At 68.4% G+C, this 15,819-nt stretch carries 20 protein-coding genes and 1 pseudogene; 8 read left to right on the forward strand and 13 right to left on the reverse strand.

From position 1 onward, the window contains the following. Position 1 precedes the first annotated feature (1 nt). Positions 2–994, forward strand: a complete 993-nt coding sequence (locus DY245_RS42455) for an ABC transporter substrate-binding protein (RefSeq protein ID WP_128512459.1) — start codon at positions 2–4, stop codon at positions 992–994. 188 nt (positions 995–1,182) lie between these two features. After that, positions 1,183–1,404: a hypothetical protein gene (locus DY245_RS42460; RefSeq protein WP_128512460.1), complete on the forward strand. Its 222-nt coding sequence runs from the start codon at positions 1,183–1,185 to the stop codon at positions 1,402–1,404. A gap of 56 nt (positions 1,405–1,460) precedes the next feature. Here the strand turns inward: DY245_RS42460 and DY245_RS42465 are convergent, their stop codons facing one another. From DY245_RS42465 to DY245_RS42485, 5 genes are all read right to left on the reverse strand, one after another. Continuing rightward, positions 1,461–2,582, reverse strand: a complete 1,122-nt coding sequence (locus tag DY245_RS42465) for a methyltransferase domain-containing protein (RefSeq protein WP_128512480.1) — start codon at positions 2,580–2,582, stop codon at positions 1,461–1,463. Positions 2,583–2,599: 17 nt separating this feature from the next. Next, complete coding sequence (locus DY245_RS42470) at positions 2,600–3,487, reverse strand: radical SAM/SPASM domain-containing protein (RefSeq protein WP_128512461.1); 888 nt, start codon at positions 3,485–3,487, stop codon at positions 2,600–2,602. A 2-nt stretch (positions 3,488–3,489) separates the two neighbouring features. Continuing rightward, entirely contained in the window at positions 3,490–4,041 is a 552-nt protein-coding gene (locus DY245_RS42475; protein WP_128512462.1) for an NUDIX domain-containing protein, read from the reverse strand. Positions 4,042–4,347: 306 nt separating this feature from the next. Then, positions 4,348–4,767, reverse strand: a complete 420-nt coding sequence (locus DY245_RS42480; RefSeq protein ID WP_128512463.1) for a hypothetical protein — start codon at positions 4,765–4,767, stop codon at positions 4,348–4,350. A 949-nt stretch (positions 4,768–5,716) separates the two neighbouring features. Beyond that, positions 5,717–6,190: an ATP-binding protein gene (locus DY245_RS42485; protein WP_128512464.1), complete on the reverse strand. Its 474-nt coding sequence runs from the start codon at positions 6,188–6,190 to the stop codon at positions 5,717–5,719. Between the two features lie 212 nt (positions 6,191–6,402). Between DY245_RS42485 and DY245_RS42490 the strand changes: the two genes are divergently transcribed. From DY245_RS42490 to DY245_RS42500, 3 genes are all read left to right on the forward strand, one after another. Continuing rightward, positions 6,403–7,236 (forward strand): DUF5753 domain-containing protein, encoded by an 834-nt coding sequence (locus DY245_RS42490; protein ID WP_128512465.1) that lies wholly within the window; start codon positions 6,403–6,405, stop codon positions 7,234–7,236. After that, the gene (locus tag DY245_RS42495) at positions 7,233–7,445 is read left to right on the forward strand and encodes a DUF397 domain-containing protein (RefSeq protein WP_128512466.1); all 213 of its coding nucleotides are present in this window, start codon (positions 7,233–7,235) and stop codon (positions 7,443–7,445) included. Before DY245_RS42490 ends, DY245_RS42495 begins: the two co-directional genes overlap by 4 nt. 109 nt (positions 7,446–7,554) lie before the next feature. Next, on the forward strand, positions 7,555–7,698 hold the full coding sequence (locus DY245_RS42500; RefSeq protein ID WP_425329526.1) for a DUF397 domain-containing protein: 144 nt from the start codon (positions 7,555–7,557) through the stop codon (positions 7,696–7,698). 166 nt (positions 7,699–7,864) lie between these two features. Here the strand turns inward: DY245_RS42500 and DY245_RS42505 are convergent, their stop codons facing one another. Next, positions 7,865–8,434 (reverse strand): DinB family protein, encoded by a 570-nt coding sequence (locus DY245_RS42505; RefSeq protein WP_128512481.1) that lies wholly within the window; start codon positions 8,432–8,434, stop codon positions 7,865–7,867. A gap of 237 nt (positions 8,435–8,671) precedes the next feature. Further along, positions 8,672–9,298, reverse strand: a pseudogene (locus DY245_RS42510) (GNAT family N-acetyltransferase); the annotation flags it as partial. Here DY245_RS42510 and DY245_RS42515 point away from each other — a divergent pair. Continuing rightward, the gene (locus DY245_RS42515) at positions 9,288–10,457 is read left to right on the forward strand and encodes a trypsin-like serine peptidase (RefSeq protein ID WP_128512468.1); all 1,170 of its coding nucleotides are present in this window, start codon (positions 9,288–9,290) and stop codon (positions 10,455–10,457) included. The pseudogene DY245_RS42510 and the gene DY245_RS42515 sit on opposite strands and share 11 nt — an antisense overlap. Here the strand turns inward: DY245_RS42515 and DY245_RS42520 are convergent. From DY245_RS42520 to pdxR, 3 genes are all read right to left on the reverse strand, one after another. After that, positions 10,432–10,650, reverse strand: a complete 219-nt coding sequence (locus DY245_RS42520; RefSeq protein WP_128512469.1) for a DUF397 domain-containing protein — start codon at positions 10,648–10,650, stop codon at positions 10,432–10,434. The genes DY245_RS42515 and DY245_RS42520 overlap by 26 nt on opposite strands. Next, positions 10,647–11,489: a helix-turn-helix domain-containing protein gene (locus DY245_RS42525; RefSeq protein WP_128512470.1), complete on the reverse strand. Its 843-nt coding sequence runs from the start codon at positions 11,487–11,489 to the stop codon at positions 10,647–10,649. Before DY245_RS42525 ends, DY245_RS42520 begins: the two co-directional genes overlap by 4 nt. A gap of 137 nt (positions 11,490–11,626) precedes the next feature. Further along, positions 11,627–13,054 carry a MocR-like pyridoxine biosynthesis transcription factor PdxR gene (pdxR, locus tag DY245_RS42530; protein WP_128512471.1) on the reverse strand — a complete coding sequence of 476 codons (1,428 nt, stop codon included), beginning with the start codon at positions 13,052–13,054 and terminating at the stop codon, positions 11,627–11,629. 46 nt (positions 13,055–13,100) lie between these two features. Between pdxR and DY245_RS42535 the strand changes: the two genes are divergently transcribed. Further along, positions 13,101–13,586: a carboxymuconolactone decarboxylase family protein gene (locus tag DY245_RS42535; RefSeq protein ID WP_128512472.1), complete on the forward strand. Its 486-nt coding sequence runs from the start codon at positions 13,101–13,103 to the stop codon at positions 13,584–13,586. Between the two features lie 109 nt (positions 13,587–13,695). Here DY245_RS42535 and DY245_RS42540 read toward each other — a convergent pair whose 3' ends face one another. From DY245_RS42540 to DY245_RS42550, 3 genes are read right to left on the reverse strand one after another with little or no spacing between them, the layout of a single operon-like run. Continuing rightward, complete coding sequence (locus DY245_RS42540; RefSeq protein ID WP_128512473.1) at positions 13,696–14,430, reverse strand: isocitrate lyase/PEP mutase family protein; 735 nt, start codon at positions 14,428–14,430, stop codon at positions 13,696–13,698. After that, the gene (locus DY245_RS42545) at positions 14,427–14,900 is read right to left on the reverse strand and encodes a carboxymuconolactone decarboxylase family protein (protein ID WP_425329525.1); all 474 of its coding nucleotides are present in this window, start codon (positions 14,898–14,900) and stop codon (positions 14,427–14,429) included. Before DY245_RS42545 ends, DY245_RS42540 begins: the two co-directional genes overlap by 4 nt. Then, positions 14,897–15,424, reverse strand: coding sequence for a carboxymuconolactone decarboxylase family protein (locus DY245_RS42550; protein WP_128512475.1), 528 nt, complete (start codon positions 15,422–15,424; stop codon positions 14,897–14,899). The genes DY245_RS42545 and DY245_RS42550 overlap by 4 nt, the downstream gene beginning before the upstream one ends. A gap of 47 nt (positions 15,425–15,471) precedes the next feature. Here DY245_RS42550 and DY245_RS42555 point away from each other — a divergent pair. Next, positions 15,472–15,819: GntR family transcriptional regulator (locus tag DY245_RS42555; RefSeq protein ID WP_147318440.1), on the forward strand; the 348-nt coding region annotated here is incomplete at its 3' end.

Genomic DNA, 15,819 nt, shown 5'->3' on the forward strand with positions numbered 1-15,819 from the left:
CATGTCCCGTACGCGCACAAAAATCCTCGGGACGACCGTGCTCACCGGCACGGTGCTGCTCTCCCTTTCGCTCTCCGCCTGCGGCAAGGCGGACATGACCAAGCAGTCCTCGCCGTTCGCGGCGGCCAAGGGCTCCAAGTCCGTCACCCTTTCCGTACAGACCTGGGTCGGCGCCCAGTCCAATGTCGCGGTCGCCAAGTACCTGCTCGAACACAAGCTGGGCTACCACGTCGACACCGTCCAGGTGGACGAGATCCCTGCCTGGGACGCCCTCAGCCAGGGCCGGGTCGACGCGATCCTGGAGGACTGGGGCCACCCCGACCAGGAACAGCGCTACGTCAAGGACAAGAAGACGATCACCGCGGGTGGCGGCAACGGCGTCACCGGCCACATCGGCTGGTACGTCCCCAAGTACTGGGCCGACAAGCACCCCGAGGTCACCAACTGGAAGAACCTCAACAAGTTCGCCAAGCAGCTGCGCACCTCGGAAAGCGGCAACAAGGGCCAGCTGATGGACGGTTCGCCGTCCTATGTCACCAACGACAAGGCGCTGGTGAAGAATCTCGGCCTGGACTACGAGGTCGTCTTCGCCGGCTCCGAGGCGGCCCAGATCACCCAGATCCAGCAGTTCGCCAAGGCGAAAAAGCCCTTCCTGACGTATTGGTACGAGCCCCAGTGGCTCTTCAACCAGGTGCCGATGGTGGAGGTCGCACTCCCCAAGTACACCGACGCCTGCGCGGAAAAGGGCACCAAGGATCCGCAGTCCATCGACTGCGCCTATCCCACCACCCCCCTGCAGAAGTACTTCAACACGGACTTCGCCAAGAGCGGCAGCAGCGCCGCGGCGTTCCTGAAGAACTTCAAGTGGACCAAGGACGACCAGAACGAGGTCTCCGAATCCATTGCCTCGGGCGGCCTGTCGGCCGATGAGGCGGCCAAGAAGTGGGCGGACAAGCACCCGGACGTCTGGAAGAGCTGGCTGCCCAAGAAGTAGCCCACGCGAGAGCAGCCGCGGGCAGTCGCACAACAGGTACGTGCGACTGCCCGCTGCCGCGCCTGGGCGTCGGCCTCCGGCTGGTGCATCGCCCTCGCTCGTTCGGGTGGCGGGCGACGAACAGGGGCAGCGCGCGGGGGCGGACACCGCAGGCTATGACGCGCCACCGACGAAAGGTCCGGCCCGTCATGCCCCTGCCGCCGACATGCCCCACTCCCGAGTGCGACGACCGGCTGTGGAAGGACACCACGAACACCAACACCGACTGGGACAACTGGCGTTGGTGGTGCCAGCGCTGCGACAAGCAGTGGTATCCCACCGCGGACCAGATCGCGGAGTTCCGTTACGGGGCATCGGGAGCACCGGACAATGCCGTCTACCGCGACCCCAGGGTGGCGGCCCGGCGATAGGACGCTCGGCAAGGGCAGTCCCGGGTGAGCGGACGGCCGGGGCCGGTAGACGAAGGTCAGCCGAAGGAGGCTGACCACTTTCCGCGCGAGAAATGGCATACGCCATCCGGCGTGATGTGCACGTGGCTGCCGTAGAGGGGAAGGCCGCCCTCAGCGTTGAGCCGATTGCGGATGCGCTCCAGGACCTGCCACAGCCGGCGGGGGCCGCCCTGGTGGACCGTGGGAGGCTCCAGCCGTGTGGCTGATGCCCTGGCCCACGATCCGTCCGCATGGACAAGCCAGGCCGTCCGCTGCACCCCCTGCTCCTCGTAGTGGGCCTCAACACCGGGGACGGACAACTCCAGCATGGCTCGCACATCCCATGCCGCAGAGACATTCAGCACGGGATAGCGACCCTGCGATACGGCCTCGCCTTCGCGGTCTCGCACGGCCGTGAACGACTCGCGCAAGTCGGGTGGCAACTCGGCACCCGAGCGGGTGCTCATGAAGCCGGCTCGGTCCCACTCGACCACTCCGCGGGCGGTTCCGTCATCGCCCTTGTCAGCGGTGACGATGATCGGAACACGGGCAAGAGTGGTCACCAGCCGACCACCGGGACGCAGCGCGGCCAGGACGGCAGCCAGGTTGGGCAACGCCACCATGGAGACGATGCGGTCGAACTCTCCCGGGATTTCGGTGGTGGCGTCGCAAGTGACCACCTGTGGCGTCAGCCCGATGCTGTCCAGCCGGTCCATGGCTACTTCCGTGAGATATGGATCCACGTCCCCAGCCACCACGTGCTTGTCCCCGAGCCGCTGCGCGGCCACGGCGGTGGTATAGCCGGAGCCGGCACCCACCACGAAGAGGTCCGCCCCGTCATACAGGTGCCCATGACGCAGCATGCGCACCACGAGACTCGGCAGCGTGCTGGACGAGGTGGGAACACCGGTGGGCCGGTCTGCGGGACTGGCGGAATCGGCGTGAAGAGCGCCGATCCGGGTCACCAGTGACGTGTCCGAGTAGGCCGCGTGCAGCCACGCCGCTTCATCGGCGGAGCCCTCCCGTAGCGCACGCTGGTCCAGGTCCCACCACCGAGGCACAAAGACATGCCGCGGAGTGGAGGCGACCGGCTCACGCCACCGCGATACCGCCGGAGTCACGCTGGCCGCCAGACGCTCGGCGTACGGTTTCCAGTCCATCACCACTGCTGCCTCACTTACTCGTATGCGGGGTCACAGGCTGTTTGCTCCGCCGGCGCGCAATCGGAGCCGTCGGACGCCGGATTGCACTGCGGGTCGCAGGGGTCCGCACCGGCCCGAGCGGGGACCTCGTGGAGTGCCCGCTCCCACCGGTCCCCATCCAGGATCTTGGCCAGTGGTTGAGTACGGGCATTGCCCGTGGTCATCCACCGAGACATCACACAGGGCGCTACGTCGCCCGACGGCAAGACGGCCGCTTGCCCCTGCCCGCACCGCCCACACAGCTCCTCCGGCTTCGGGGCGGCTGCCGCCGGGACAGCGCGGCCAATGTGCCGGGTACGGTCCGTGCGGATCGACGTAACGCCCAGGGCCTCCAGTTCGACGCGGGCCTCCTGTACCCGCTGGCCAGGAAGTACCCGCACGATGCCCGCGCGTACGGGGATGCCCCTTTGCACTGCCTCCGCGATGTTCGCGCGCGTCCGGGCGTAGCTCCCCTGCCGCGTGGTGATCGTCTCGTGTTCCTCTGCACTGTCGCTGTAGTAGCTGGTGGCCAACCGGACTCCCGGCCGGCTGAGCACGTCCCACCACGCGGCTTTGATGTGAAAGAGGTTGCTGTAGACCTCCACCACCAGGCCCAGGCTCAGCGCGTACTCCACCAGCTCCACCCACGCGGGATGGACGGTGGGCTCACCACCGATGAACTGAACCTCCCGCGCGCCCAGCTTCGCTGCGTCGCCCATCACGCGCCGCCAGTCCACCGCTGTCATGGCGCCATGCGTACCATCCGGCCCGGACTGCGCGAAACACTGCGTGCACTGGAGCTGACAGGCCCCTGTGATCTCCAAAGCCACCACGCGCAGCTTGTCCTGCGTAGTGCTTGCCGGCTCTTCTGCAACGATCGTCATTGCTACCCCTCTTGAGTCGGTGATGCCGGACCCGCCTTGGCGCATTGCCGAAGCGGGGAGAACTTCGGACCTATGCCGGATGCCCCACGAGGTAGCGCATCCCGCCCCCCCTCCAGGGCCTCCAACGCCGCGCGAATCCGTGCGACCGTGTACGGCTCGGCGTAGTCGGCGACTTCACTCACCGGTACGAACCGGTACGCGCTCAACTCACGTACAGGAAGCTGGAGTTCTGCGTTCTCATCCATGACTCCTCCGTCACAGACGAAGTTGTACCCCTCCTCGGACTCGCCATTTGCGGGCATGCGGTGAATGGTCAGAACGTCCCCCGGCTCAACGTCCTGCCCGGTCTCCTCATGGACCTCCCGCCGGAAGGCGTCGAGCAGATCCTCGTCCCGACGCGCACAGCCGCCGACGAGGCCCCACGGTCGCTCGCTCCCAGCCTCCTTCCGGTAGCGCTTCTCCACCAGGAGCACCGCGCCGGCGGCATTGCGGATGAGCGCCAGGGCGCCAATTCGGCGGCCGGGCGGATCGATGAATTCTGCGTTGGTGTGCATGCGATCAGCTCCCCGTTTCCTCAACCTTTGCGACGGTGACGCGTCCGTTTGGGTTGGCTTTCTGGATCTTGCGCTTACCCATCCCCTCCGCCTCTTCCTTGTTCTTCGCCTTCACCCACGTATTCGCACCTTGGGCAGGCTTGTTGCTACTCGTGACAATCGCGCCGACGCGGTAAGTCGGTGACAAGTTCTTTCTCTCTCAATTCGAAAAGGACGCGGCCCTAACCCGGACGGCCGCCATAGGGCTGACTAGGTCACGCAGTGCCGACGGAGGAGCCAGCAGACCCCCGACCGCGTATCCCGGGCCTATGCCGCGGGGTGCGGCGTACTGGCGCCCGGTGTGCAATTGGGATCCCATTGGCCGTTCCCTGCCGCCCGTTCCACCTCTTGGTGAAGGTGCTGGAGGGCTAGGACCAGGTCATCAGCGGGCATTTGGTTCTTCTGCGCGGAGCGGTGGAAGTGGCGCGAGAGCCTGTCGAATTCCCGGTACAACTCCCGGTGCGTGATGTGGCGATACCACGCCTCTTCGACGGTCCACGCCCTGGCAGTTGCCCAGTTCCGGGCATCCTGGAGGCGCGCCCTCGTCCAGCCGGCCAGCGTCCGTTGTCGGGCTATGCGCTCCGCCAGACGACGGGTGTAGGCCGTTTTGAATTGCGGGGTATCCCACTCCGCGGGCAGCGCCATCGGTTCAGCCAGGCGGTAAACGTACCGATCGTTGGGTTCCACGTTCGACTCCTTTCTGTGAATGTGGGTGATGCGGGGTCCTGGCCCTGGACGGCTTTCAACCGCTCGACCAGGACCCCGCCGGCGGGTGGGTGGCCCGCCGCATTCCCCTGAGCCGGGGGAGCGGGCTCAGGGGAGTAGATCGGCAGGGACGGCCGGATAGCGGCACGGCGGCCCCTGCCTCGTCCAGGGAGTGCCGGCCGGCGGCACCAGAGGAGCGCCGAACCCCTTCGGCTGTTCCTCTCTGCGGGGGCGCGACAGGCAGCGGTTGCGGCTGACCAGGGAGAGAAACACGACCGGCTGAACCGACCACTCCACCCAGGCCCCGCCGGTGCAGTCGAGAGCAAGGCCGCACGGCTCGCTTCGGCAGAGTGCAGCCATCGAGCCCAGACGCTCCCCGCTGTCCACACACCTCAGCGCGCGCTGCCTTTCACCTTCGGGGAGGTTGAACGCCGTCCTTCGAGCATCTGCACTGATGTGCCGCACCGCTTGCACCCCGCATTGAGTGGCGACGGTCGCCCAAGAGATCTGCTGGGGCCAATAGGCGTACCGCTCGCACCAGAAGCCGGGCCAAGTGAGCGCTGGCGCTACGTCGCTCGTCATGCCGTCCCCTGTCCACAGGGCACACGGAAGCGAGGCATGCGGGCCGTCTGGTCGGTGCGAGCAACGAGGGTGTACCTGCATCCCTCTTCGTCAAGCGCCTCAAGGGTGTATGGGATGCCGGCTGCAAGGCCATCCAAAGCCCACTGGTATGCGGCGGAGTCGTCCAGCCACTCATATTCCGTCTCGTCGTACGGTGCCTGTAGGTGCGCCGCCAGGCTCTCCGCTCGCGTCCGGAGCCACCCCAGCACCCTGTGTGGCGAGTGTGACACCCGGCCGCCGAGGTCGATGGGAGAGTCATCCGGCCGCCCCGCCTGAGCCACAGCGCGATAGAGCGCAGGCGCCGGGCCCGTCACGGCCGGTGCACCGATGACAGCAGGCGCAGCGCCGAAGCGTCGGAGACGGCCAGCTCCGCCCACACGGCCTTTCCGATGCCGTCCGGGGTGACGCCCCAGCCACTTGCCAAGGCGTCCAGCAGCACCAAGCCGCGCCCACATTCTGCGTCCTCCTCGGGATGGGTCATCACAGGTAGTTCGTCGCTCGCGTCCTGCACCTCCAGCCGCAGACGGCCGGCGGACAGCTCGAACCGGACAGTGACCTCAGCGCCGGGCGGTGCCTCCGCCTTCACGGCGTTGGTGACCAACTCCGAAAGCAACAGCTCGGCGGAGTCCGCCAGTTCGCCGGCCAGGCCCCAGTCCTGAAGCTGAGGACGCAACGCCTCACGCGCCCGGCCGGCGCTCTGGTCGGCGCTGGGGAAGAGGTGGACCGCAGTAAGCGGCGGGGCGTGTGTCAGTGGTTCTGCAACTGGTCGACCGCGTGCGGACATAGCTATCCCCTGGGTACGCGTGACGGAGCGTCAAGGTCACTCACCGCTCAACGTCGTGTGCGGTTGGTGACAAGAGTGGGGTAAGAATCGCTACTGTGAGAGGGGTTCCGCGCCCAACCTGGGTGTTGGTCAGGCTGGCATACGCATAGGCCGTTGACCGCTAGTGACGTCACCGTCGTGGCACGTGACCAGGCCGCTGGTCAGGGGGAGTTATGGGTGGAGAAAAAGGCGCAGCGGGCACTCAGGACCCGCGCAGGCAGTTCGCGGAGGAGTGTCGAAGTGCGCGGGAGCTGTATCCCAGTTGCCCGCTGAACCAGACGCAGTTGGCGCGGATGGTGCGCACTTCAAAGAGCAGCATCAGCCGTGTGGAGACGTGCAAAGGGCCAATCCCGCCGGATTTGCCGGCTCTCCTGGACGAGGTGTTTGCGACGGATGGGACGTTCAAGCGCCTGTACGAGGAGGCAGTGGCCCAGTCGTTTCCGTCCATGTACCGGCGTCGCATGGCACTGGAGCGTTCGGCTGTGGTGATCCGTGAGTGGTCGCCAACCATCGTCCCGGGTTTGTTCCAGACAGCCGACTACGCGCGTGCCGTGTTCACGGGTGGTGCACCGCGAGCCAGTGACGACGAGGTGACGGCGTTCATCGCGAACCGACTCACCCGGCGAGCAATACTCGACGGGGATGCGCCCCCGGATGTCCGTGCGGTGCTGTGCGAGTCAGTCTTACGGCGCCGTTTGTGCCCGCCGGATGTTATGCGCCGCCAACTCGCGGCACTGCTGAAGGACGGGGAGCGGTCAACCGTCCGCATCCAAATCCTTCCATGGGACGCGCCCGCGCACCTCTTCGCTGACTGGCCCGTAACCCTCCTCACCTCGCCAAGCCATGTGGCTACCGTTTGTGTGGAGAACTACCGAACAGCTGGCATCGTTGACGATCCTGATCACGTGCGAACAGCGCTTCGTACTTACGATGAACTCACGAGCGACGCCCTTTCGGCTCGGGACAGCGCGCGCCTGATCGCCAAGCAGATGGAGACACTGTCGTGAAGATCGGTCCGACTCAGTGGATCAAGTCGAGTTACAGCAGCGCAGAGGGAGGCAACTGTCTGGAGTGGGCTCCCACCTACGTGAAGGCCGCCGGCGTTGTCCCAGTGAGGGACAGCAAGGAGCCGCACGGCCCGACGCTCGGGTTCTCAACCGCCGCATGGACGTCCTTCGTTGGCGGTGTTCAGCGGGGCGACTTCCCCAAGGCGTGAGACGCAAGAATCCTGGCCTCCAGATCATGGAAGAGGGATCGTGAAACCTGAGATCGTCAGCGAGTTTCGGAAGCCGTCCTATTCGAACCAACAGGGCGACTGTGTGGAGGTGGCGCACACCGCTGACGGGGGCCGCGTTGTGCGTGACAGCAAGGAGCTGGATGGGGGAGCGCTGTTCTGCCCACCAAGCCAGTGGACGAGTTTCCTGGGTGCGGTGAAGGCTGGCCAGGTTCCAGCCGCCGGAGAACGCTAGCTCCGCGCCCGCGAGTACGCGTGACACCACCGAGCCCCCGGACCTTGAGGCCGGGGGCTCTTCGGTACCTCTCCCGGTCTTAGGAAGTACTCAACCTTCAACGCTTTCTGAGGCTTTCACTTCGAGGTGACGTGCTGGTAGGGGCGGGTGTAAACCCTGGCCCTCGTCACTGGCCCACCCTTCCGTCGATGCGCTCGCGCAGCAGGTCGGCGTGTCCGCAGTGACGGGCATACTCCTCGATTCTGTGCACCATCAGCTCCCGGACTGCGATCTTGTCCTTCCCCACACGCTTGCTCAGGTCCGGGTGCTCGGCCAGCGCGGCGTCGGTCGCGGTCTGTTCGCGCTCCAGATCCACGTACGCAGCGTCGACCACTGCCTGCTCGGCGACGGCTCCGTCGAAGTCCGCGTCACGCTTGCCGTACAGCTTTGGCAGCGGGTCACCGTCGGTGATCCAGTTGCGCCAGTCCCGTTCCACCTCGGCGAGGTGCCGAACCAGGCCGAGCAGCGACATCGTCGACGGCGGACTCGATCGATGGGCCAGCTGGTCCGCATCCAGGCCGTCGCACTTCATCCGCAGGGTGATGCGGTAGTTCGTCAGGAAGTCCTGGAGCGTCGCGAGCTCACCGTCCGGACTGGGACCTGCGCTGTTGCGGGGGTCGTCGTCCGGATCGGTCCACATGTCGGGGTAGACGGTTGCCTGGGTCCATCGCGCGGGTTCGTCACTCATGCGTTGCATGGTCGTCTGTGACGGCCCGAGTTCGCTACCGAGTTCTCGCTTCGAGGTGACGTCATGGTGGCGTCGCGAAAGCCTCAGCTGCTCGGCCGGACAGGACCTGGCCACTCCCTGGCCACCGCCAAGGCGCTCCCACTCGCCCCGCGACACCGCGTACTCCACATCCCCCAGCTCCGCGCCCTCGATGTAGTCCGGCCACTCCTCGAAGAACGTCCGGACGTGGCGCAGCCCCGCCTTCTCCATCACCCGGCGCGATCCGGTATTGACCGTCATCGTTGTCGCCGTCACTCGCCGTACGCCCAACTCCGCGAAGCCGTACGCGATCACCGCCCGGGCGCCCTCGGTGGCGTACCCCCGGCCCCAGGCCGCCCGCCGCAGCCGGTAGCCGAGCTCGGCCTCCGCCACGTGCCCCGGGGTGGTCGGCCGGAGCGAGAACCAGCCGATGAACTCCCCGTTGGCGGCCAATTCTGCCGCCCACACCCCGAGTGCGCCGACCGGATCTCCCGGCAGGCCGGGCCCCGCGATGAACTCCCAAAGCGTCCGTTCCAGCACCTCGGTACGCGGCACCGGCCGCCCGGTGTCGAGGAAGTGCATGACGTCCGGGTCGCCGTGCAGCGCGACCAGCCGCTCCGCGTCGTCCGGCGTGAACCGCCGGAGCGCCAGCCGCTCCGTACGCACCAAGATCGCCGCGTCGCCCATCGTCCGCGCCCCGTCCCGTCGTTCGTGGGGCCGCCGACCCCTGGTCGCCCGGCGGCCCTGGCGTGACGGCATAGTAGAGCGCAGCCCCACGCGGGACATGACAAATAACGGCGCGGCGCCCGCTCCGCGCCGCCACGTATCAGGGGGACTCCGCTCCATGTCAGCCATCCGCCGTTCCACCGCCGTGGCCGCGGCACTGACCGCGCTGCTCGCGGTCACCGTCACCGCCTGCGGCCCCAGCGACGACAAGGCCGCCGCGCCCGGCAGTTCGGCCGCCGCCGACCAGAAGGGGCAGGGGGACGGGGGACTCACGCTTCCGAAGGGCGTGCCGACCAGCCTCGACGACCTGAAGCAGTGGAAGGACGGCGGGTGGCAGAACTGGGACGAGTGGGCCCGTAAGGCATCGGACTTCGTCAACCCGATCATCAAGGACCACTGGAAGACGGACCGGCTGGCGAAGGCCAAGGCCGCCCCCGAGATCGGTGTGCAGGCCACCGGCGCGGGCAGCGAGTTCGACGCCACCGACCCCGAGCCGCGGCCGATCACCGCCGAGCAGGTCGACCGCCCCTACCACCAGCACATGGCCCCGGTCGGGAAGATCTTCTTCGACAGCCCCAAGGGCCCGATGGTCTGCTCCGGCACGATCGTTGAGGACCCCGCGCACCCTGGCAAGTCCAACCTGGTGTGGACCGCCGGCCACTGTGTGCACTCCGGCAAGCAGGGCGGCTGGATGCGCAACATCGTCTTCGTGCCGTCCTACAACGACAACGGCGTGCCGATGAACCAGGTCGGCGGCACGCCCTCGCAGCAGATCACGCCGTACGGCCGGTTCTGGGCCGACTGGATCACCACCTCCGGTGAGTGGATCAACATGGGCAGCGAGGAGCGGGGCAACGGCGGCTCCGCCTACGACTTCGCGGTGCTGCATGTGAAGCCGGAGAACGGCGGCGGCAAGTCGCTCCAGGAGACCGTGGGCGCCGCCGCTCAGGTCTGGTTCAACTCCCCCTCCGCCGACCAGCTCAGCTCGCTGGACGCCTTCGGCTACCCGGCCGCGCCCCCGTACGACGGCGCCCTCATGATGAACTGCCCCGCCCGCCCCGGCCGCCTCGTCATGGAGCAGGGCACGCCCGCCATGCACCGCATCGGCTGCACGATGACCGGCGGCACCTCCGGCGGCGGCTGGTTCGTCAACCGCGGCGGCAAGCTGACGCTGGTGTCCAACACGTCGATCAGCTCCAACGCCCACACCTGGCTGGCCGGCCCGCACCTGGGCCCGGAGGCACAGCGCGTCTTCGACGGCATCAGTCAGAAGTTCGCGAACCAGTAACCGTAGGCGCAGGCGCGTACGCGAGGAAGTCGGTCCATGCCCCCGGCCTGAAGGCGAGCCGGGGGCCGTGGGGCTTCTTGGAGTCGCGGACGTGGACCGTCTCGGGGGTGGCTGCTATCTCGACGCAGTCGGAGCCGGGTTCGTTGCTGCTGTAGCTGCTCTTGAACCATGCGAGCTCGGGCTCGATGCTCATGTCTCTCCCAGCAGTTTCTCGATGAAGGACAGTGACTCCCGTGGTGTGAGAGCCTGCGCTCGCATGCTCCCATATTGCATTTCCAGGGACTGTACGTCCCTGGGCTCGGAGACCAGGCGCGTGAGCTGCTGCACCTCGGCGTAGCCAAGGGTTTCACCGCCCTTGAGCTTGAACAGCCGGAAGGAGCCGCCGAGTCCGGCGTGATCGTCGCGGTCGGTCGGCATCACCTGGATCTCGACGTTCCGCAACTGCCCTACGCTCAGAAGGTGTTCGAGCTGACGGCGGAGCACCATGGTCCCTCCGATCGGCCGCCGGAGCGTCACCTCTTCCTGCAGGAAGCTGAAGACGGTCCCGAGCTTTGTGCGGTCGATGATCTCCTGGCGAGCCATCCGGGCGCCGACCTCCCGCTCGATGATCTCCTCGGAGAGCAGCGGACGTCGCATGCCGAAGATCGTCCGGGTGTACTCCTCCGTCTGCAACAGGGCGTGGATCGTATGAGTGCTGTACGCGCCCAGCTCGACGGCGCCGGCCTCCAACTTGGCAAGATTCCGCAGGTTCTTCGGGTACCGCGCCTCCTCCACGTCCTTCTTCATCGCGGCGATCTTTCCGCCCGCGTCCAACACCTCATCGGCCTTGTCGAGGAACTCGGGACGCGGAATGCGCGCACCACGCTCGATCTTGTAGATCAGGTTGTCCCCGTAGCCCATGGCCGCCGCGAACTCGGCCGGGCTCAACCCCGCCGCCTCGCGCCAGAGTTTGAGCTGGCGGCCGACGGTCACGAGCACCGCTGTGGAGTCGTCCTCCGCATCGACGTCCTGGTCAAGCGCGTCTTCGGTCACTGCCTACCTCCACGCCGAGTCGATCACTGTGCGTATGCGCAGCGCTACGATCGAGGGTAAGTGCGGGCAGTGACAATGAGTGAGCGAACGCCGCGTACCGGGGTTGCATCCCGCGTCTCTACGCCCCCGGTGCCTCTCTACGCCCCCGGCGGCAACGCCCGGCACAGTGTCTCCAGGGCGGCCGGGAAGGCGCTGTCCGGTGGGGTCGCGTAGCCGATGACCAAGCCGTGGCGGGGTGGCATGGTGGCGTCGGGGTGGCGGTAGTCGGAGAGGGCGTCGAGGGCGAGGCCCTGCCAGTGGGCGGCGCGCAGGGCGGTGCGTTCGTCGGACTCGGTGGCGTCGTGCGGGAGTTGGAGGACGGCGTGCAGGCCGGCGGAGATGCCAGTGACGGTGAGGTGCGGGGCCTGGGCCGTCACGGCGTCGACGAGCTGGTCGCGGCGTCGGCGGTAGCGCTGGCGCATACGGCGGATATGGCGGTCGTAGGCACCTGAGGTGAGGAACTCGGCGAGGGTGAGCTGGTCGGTGACGCCCGCCCAGGCCTCGCGTTCGCCCTTTGCCTCCAGTACGGCGTCCACGAGGCGGCCGGGGAGCACCATCCAGCCCAGGCGGACGGCCGGCGACAGGCTTTTGCTGACCGAGCCGAGGTGCAGGACGCGTTCGGGGTCCAGGCCCTGGAGGGCGCCCACCGGCTTCCGGTCGTAGCGGAATTCGCCGTCGTAGTCGTCCTCCAGGAGGTAACTCCCGGTGGCCCGCGCCCAGTTGATGGCGGCGGCGCGGCGGTCGGGGTGGAGCGGGACGCCGGTGGGGAACTGGTGGGCGGGGGTGAGCAGCGCCGCGCGTATGCCGTCGAGAGCGGACAACTCGCCGGTGTTCGCGCCGTGTTCATCGATCGCGAGGGGGTGGGTGCGGATGCCTGCGGTGGTCAGCAGGTGGCGGTGGAAGGGGAGGCCGTAGGACTCGACGGCGAGGGGGCCGGGGAGGACGGCGGGGAAGAGCAGGCGCAGGGCGTGGGCGAAGCCGGAGCAGATGACGATGCGCTCGGGGTCGGTGCGTACGCCGCGGGTGCGGGCCAGGTAGTCGGACAGGGCGCGGCGCAGTTCGGGGCGGCCGCGGGGGTCGCCGGGGCCGAAGGCGTCGTTGGGGGCGGCGGTCAGCGCACGGCGGGCGGCGGCCAGCCAGGCGGTGCGCGGGAAGGACGCCGCGTCCGGCTGGCCCTGGAGGAGGTTGTGCGTGGGGCGGCGCTTCGGGGCGCGGCGGGCCGGGGCGCGGGTGGGTGCCGGCGGTTCGGCGCGCTGGGCGACGCGGGTGCCGGAGCCCTGGCGGGCGCTGAGCCAGCCCTCGGCGACGAGTTCGGCATAGGCGTCGGCGACGGTGTTACGGGCGATGCCGAGGTCGGCGGCGAGCGAGCGGTAGGGCGGCAGACGGGTGCCGGGGGCGAGACGTCCGGACCGTACGGCGTCCCGTAGCGCGCGGATGAGGACGGCGCGGCGGCTGCCCGGTCCGGTCAGCTCCAGATGCAGATCGGCGCCCAGACTCTCCGCGAGATTGACCCATGATTCCGGCATGGAAATGCACCCTACAGCCGGTCGCCCGGGCTCATAGATTCGAGGCATGACGAATCAAGAGCACAGCAGCGACGCAGCGGTCCGCAGCCCCCGGGTGAACTTCGCCAAGGCCGCCCCCAAGGCCTTCAAGGCCCTCATCGGCTTCGATGCCGCCGCCCGCGAGGGGCTCGACCCGGCCCTGGTCGAGCTGGTCCAGATCCGTTCCTCGCAGCTCAACAAGTGCGCGTACTGCCTGCACATGCACACCACGGATGCCCGTAAGGCGGGGGAGAGCGAGGAGCGGCTGCACATGGTCGCCGTATGGGAGGAGGCGGCGCACTTCTTCACCGCGAAGGAGCGGGCGGCGCTGGCGCTCACGGAGGCCGTGACGCTGGTGTCGCACGGCGGTGTGCCGGACGACGTCTACGCCCGGGCCGCCGCGCACTTCGACGAGACGGAGCTGGCCCGGCTGCTGGCGCTGATCTTCACGATCAACACCTGGAACCGGATCGCGATCAGTACGGCGAAGGTGCCCGGGACCGACGAGCGGTGAGGGGTGAGGTGGGAGCGGTAAGCGGCGGGGCGGGAGCGGTGAGGGGCGGGCGTCCCCTGTTCGCCCGCTTCACCCGCCCCGCCCGCCGTCCGGACCGTCCGGACCAGGGTCAGCCCTCCGCCGACAGCTCCTCCCGCAGCCGCTCCGCCATCCCCGCCACGGCCGCCATGGCCTGATGCAGGAGCCCGGGGCCGAAGGTGATCCGCGAAGCGCCCAGGGCGCCGAGTTCGCGCGGTGTGGGGCCGTCCGGGGTCACCACGGCATTGACCGGGATGCCGATACCGGCGGCCAGTTCACCCAGCAGCGGCGGCGGGGCGAGGATCGGATAGACGCAGTCGGCCCCCGCCTCGGCGTAGAGCCGGCCGCGCCGCACCGTCTCCTCCGTGTCCTGCACACCCCGCAGATAGGTGTCGATCCGGGCATTGATCACCAGCGCATCGCCCGCCTCGGCCCGCACCTGCGCCAGCCAGTCCGCCTGTTCCCGCGGGTCCCGGAGCGCGCCGGTGGCGGGGTCGGTGTCCTCCAGGTTGCAGCCCACCGCACCGGCGTCCGCGAGCCGGCCCACCAACTCCTTTGCGGACAGCCCGTATCCGGCCTCCACATCCGCCGAGACCGGCACGTCCACGGCCCGTACGATCCGCGCGACGGCCGCGAACATCTCGTCGGCCGGCGTCCGGCCGTCCTCGTATCCGAGGGACGCCGCGACCCCCGCGCTGGGCGTGGCGAGCGCCGGGAATCCGGCGTCCGCGAACACCTTGGCGCTGGCCGCGTCCCACGGGCCCGGCAGGACCAGCGGCAGGTGCGGTCCGTGGTGCAGGGCGCGCAGAGTGGCCGAGCCGGTCATGAGGTGCCTCCCGGGGGGACCCGGACCGTCACATTGATGCGGTTCCAGGCGTTGATGGTGGTGATCAGGGCGATGAGGTGGGCCAGCTCGGACTCGTCGAAGTGGGCGGCGGCCCGCTCGTAGACGGCGTCGGGCACGAAGCCGTCGGTCAGGACGGTGATGGCTTCGGTGAGGGCGAGGGCGGCCTGTTCCTTCTCGGTGTAGTGGCCGGTGGCCTCCTCCCAGGCGTTGAGGAGGTGGATGCGCTCCTCGGTCTCTCCGGCCTTGCGCGCATCCGTCACATGCATATCGATGCAGAAGGCGCAGTGGTTGACCGCCGAGGCGCGGATCAGTACGAGATCCACCAGCGCCGGGTCGAGCTGCCGCTTGGCGGCCGTGGTCAGCGCCAGCAGCGTCCGGTGGATCTCGGGCGAGAGCTTCCAGAACGGGAAGCGCTGAGTGGTGGCCGGTGCCGCGGTCACGCCGGTCACACTTGGCCCGGGCTCATACGGGTGGACACGCCGAAACGGTTCCAGGCGTTGATGGTGGTGATCAGGGCGATCAGCTGGGCCAGTTCCGGCTCGTCGAAGTGGGCGGCGGCCCGCTCGTAGACGGCGTCGGGCACGAAGCCGTCGGTCAGGACGGTGACGGCTTCGGTGAGGGCGAGGGCGGCCTGTTCCTTCTCGGTGTAGTGGCCGGTGGCCTCCTCCCAGGCGTTGAGGAGGTAGACGCGCTCCTCGGTCTCCCCGGCCTTGCGCGCATCCTTGATGTGCATATCGATGCAGAATGCACAGTGGTTGATCTGCGAGGCACGGATCTTGACCAGCTCGACCAGCGTCGGGTCGAGGCCCTTCTTCGCCGCGGCGTCCAGCGCGATCATGGCCTTGAAGACATCGGGTGCCAGCTTCGCCCAGTGGATCCGGGGGCCGTGCCGGTGCGCCGTTCCCGCTGCGGCCCCGGCGGCCGCGGATGTGCTCTGTGTGCTCTGGGTGGTGTGAGTCGTCTGTGTCGTCATGCCTACGACGCTACGGCGGCAGTGGCGCAGCTGTATGGTCCATTTCCATGGAGAGTTCGTGGGCAACTTTCGGGCGTGATCTGCATCTGGACCTCACCGGTCCCGGCGGGCTGCGGGCCGCACTGCTGCGCGCGCTGCGGGACGCCGTACGGTCCGGGCGGCTGACCCCCGGCACCCGTCTGCCGTCCTCCCGCTCGCTCGCCGTCGACCTCGGCATCGCCCGTAACACCGTCGCCGACGCCTACGCCGAACTCGTTGCCGAGGGCTGGCTCAGCGCCCGCCAGGGCTCCGGCACCCGCGTCGCGGAGAGGGTGCTGGCGCGCGCCACGCCCGCCAACCGGCGCGCCCCCGGCCCGGCCGACCGCGCCGACCGGCCGCGCTTCGACCTCACCCCG

Origin of the sequence: Streptomyces inhibens (genome assembly GCF_003389455.1) — a bacterium.
GTDB classification, from domain to species: domain Bacteria; phylum Actinomycetota; class Actinomycetes; order Streptomycetales; family Streptomycetaceae; genus Streptomyces; species Streptomyces inhibens.

Excerpts from the sequence above, each read along its gene's own strand:
- DY245_RS42455 (WP_128512459.1), top strand. The coding sequence starts at position 2 with ATGTCCCGTACGCGCACAAAAATCCTCGGGACGACCGTGCTCACCGGC.
- DY245_RS42460 (WP_128512460.1), top strand. The coding sequence starts at position 1,183 with ATGCCCCTGCCGCCGACATGCCCCACTCCCGAGTGCGACGACCGGCTG.
- DY245_RS42465 (WP_128512480.1), bottom strand. The coding sequence starts at position 2,582 with ATGGACTGGAAACCGTACGCCGAGCGTCTGGCGGCCAGCGTGACTCCG.
- DY245_RS42470 (WP_128512461.1), bottom strand. The coding sequence starts at position 3,487 with ATGACGATCGTTGCAGAAGAGCCGGCAAGCACTACGCAGGACAAGCTG.
- DY245_RS42475 (WP_128512462.1), bottom strand. The coding sequence starts at position 4,041 with ATGCACACCAACGCAGAATTCATCGATCCGCCCGGCCGCCGAATTGGC.
- DY245_RS42485 (WP_128512464.1), bottom strand. The coding sequence starts at position 6,190 with ATGTCCGCACGCGGTCGACCAGTTGCAGAACCACTGACACACGCCCCG.
- DY245_RS42490 (WP_128512465.1), top strand. The coding sequence starts at position 6,403 with ATGGGTGGAGAAAAAGGCGCAGCGGGCACTCAGGACCCGCGCAGGCAG.
- DY245_RS42505 (WP_128512481.1), bottom strand. The coding sequence starts at position 8,434 with ATGCAACGCATGAGTGACGAACCCGCGCGATGGACCCAGGCAACCGTC.
- DY245_RS42515 (WP_128512468.1), top strand. The coding sequence starts at position 9,288 with ATGTCAGCCATCCGCCGTTCCACCGCCGTGGCCGCGGCACTGACCGCG.
- DY245_RS42520 (WP_128512469.1), bottom strand. The coding sequence starts at position 10,650 with ATGAGCATCGAGCCCGAGCTCGCATGGTTCAAGAGCAGCTACAGCAGC.
- pdxR (WP_128512471.1), bottom strand. The coding sequence starts at position 13,054 with ATGCCGGAATCATGGGTCAATCTCGCGGAGAGTCTGGGCGCCGATCTG.
- DY245_RS42535 (WP_128512472.1), top strand. The coding sequence starts at position 13,101 with ATGACGAATCAAGAGCACAGCAGCGACGCAGCGGTCCGCAGCCCCCGG.
- DY245_RS42540 (WP_128512473.1), bottom strand. The coding sequence starts at position 14,430 with ATGACCGGCTCGGCCACTCTGCGCGCCCTGCACCACGGACCGCACCTG.
- DY245_RS42550 (WP_128512475.1), bottom strand. The coding sequence starts at position 15,424 with ATGACGACACAGACGACTCACACCACCCAGAGCACACAGAGCACATCC.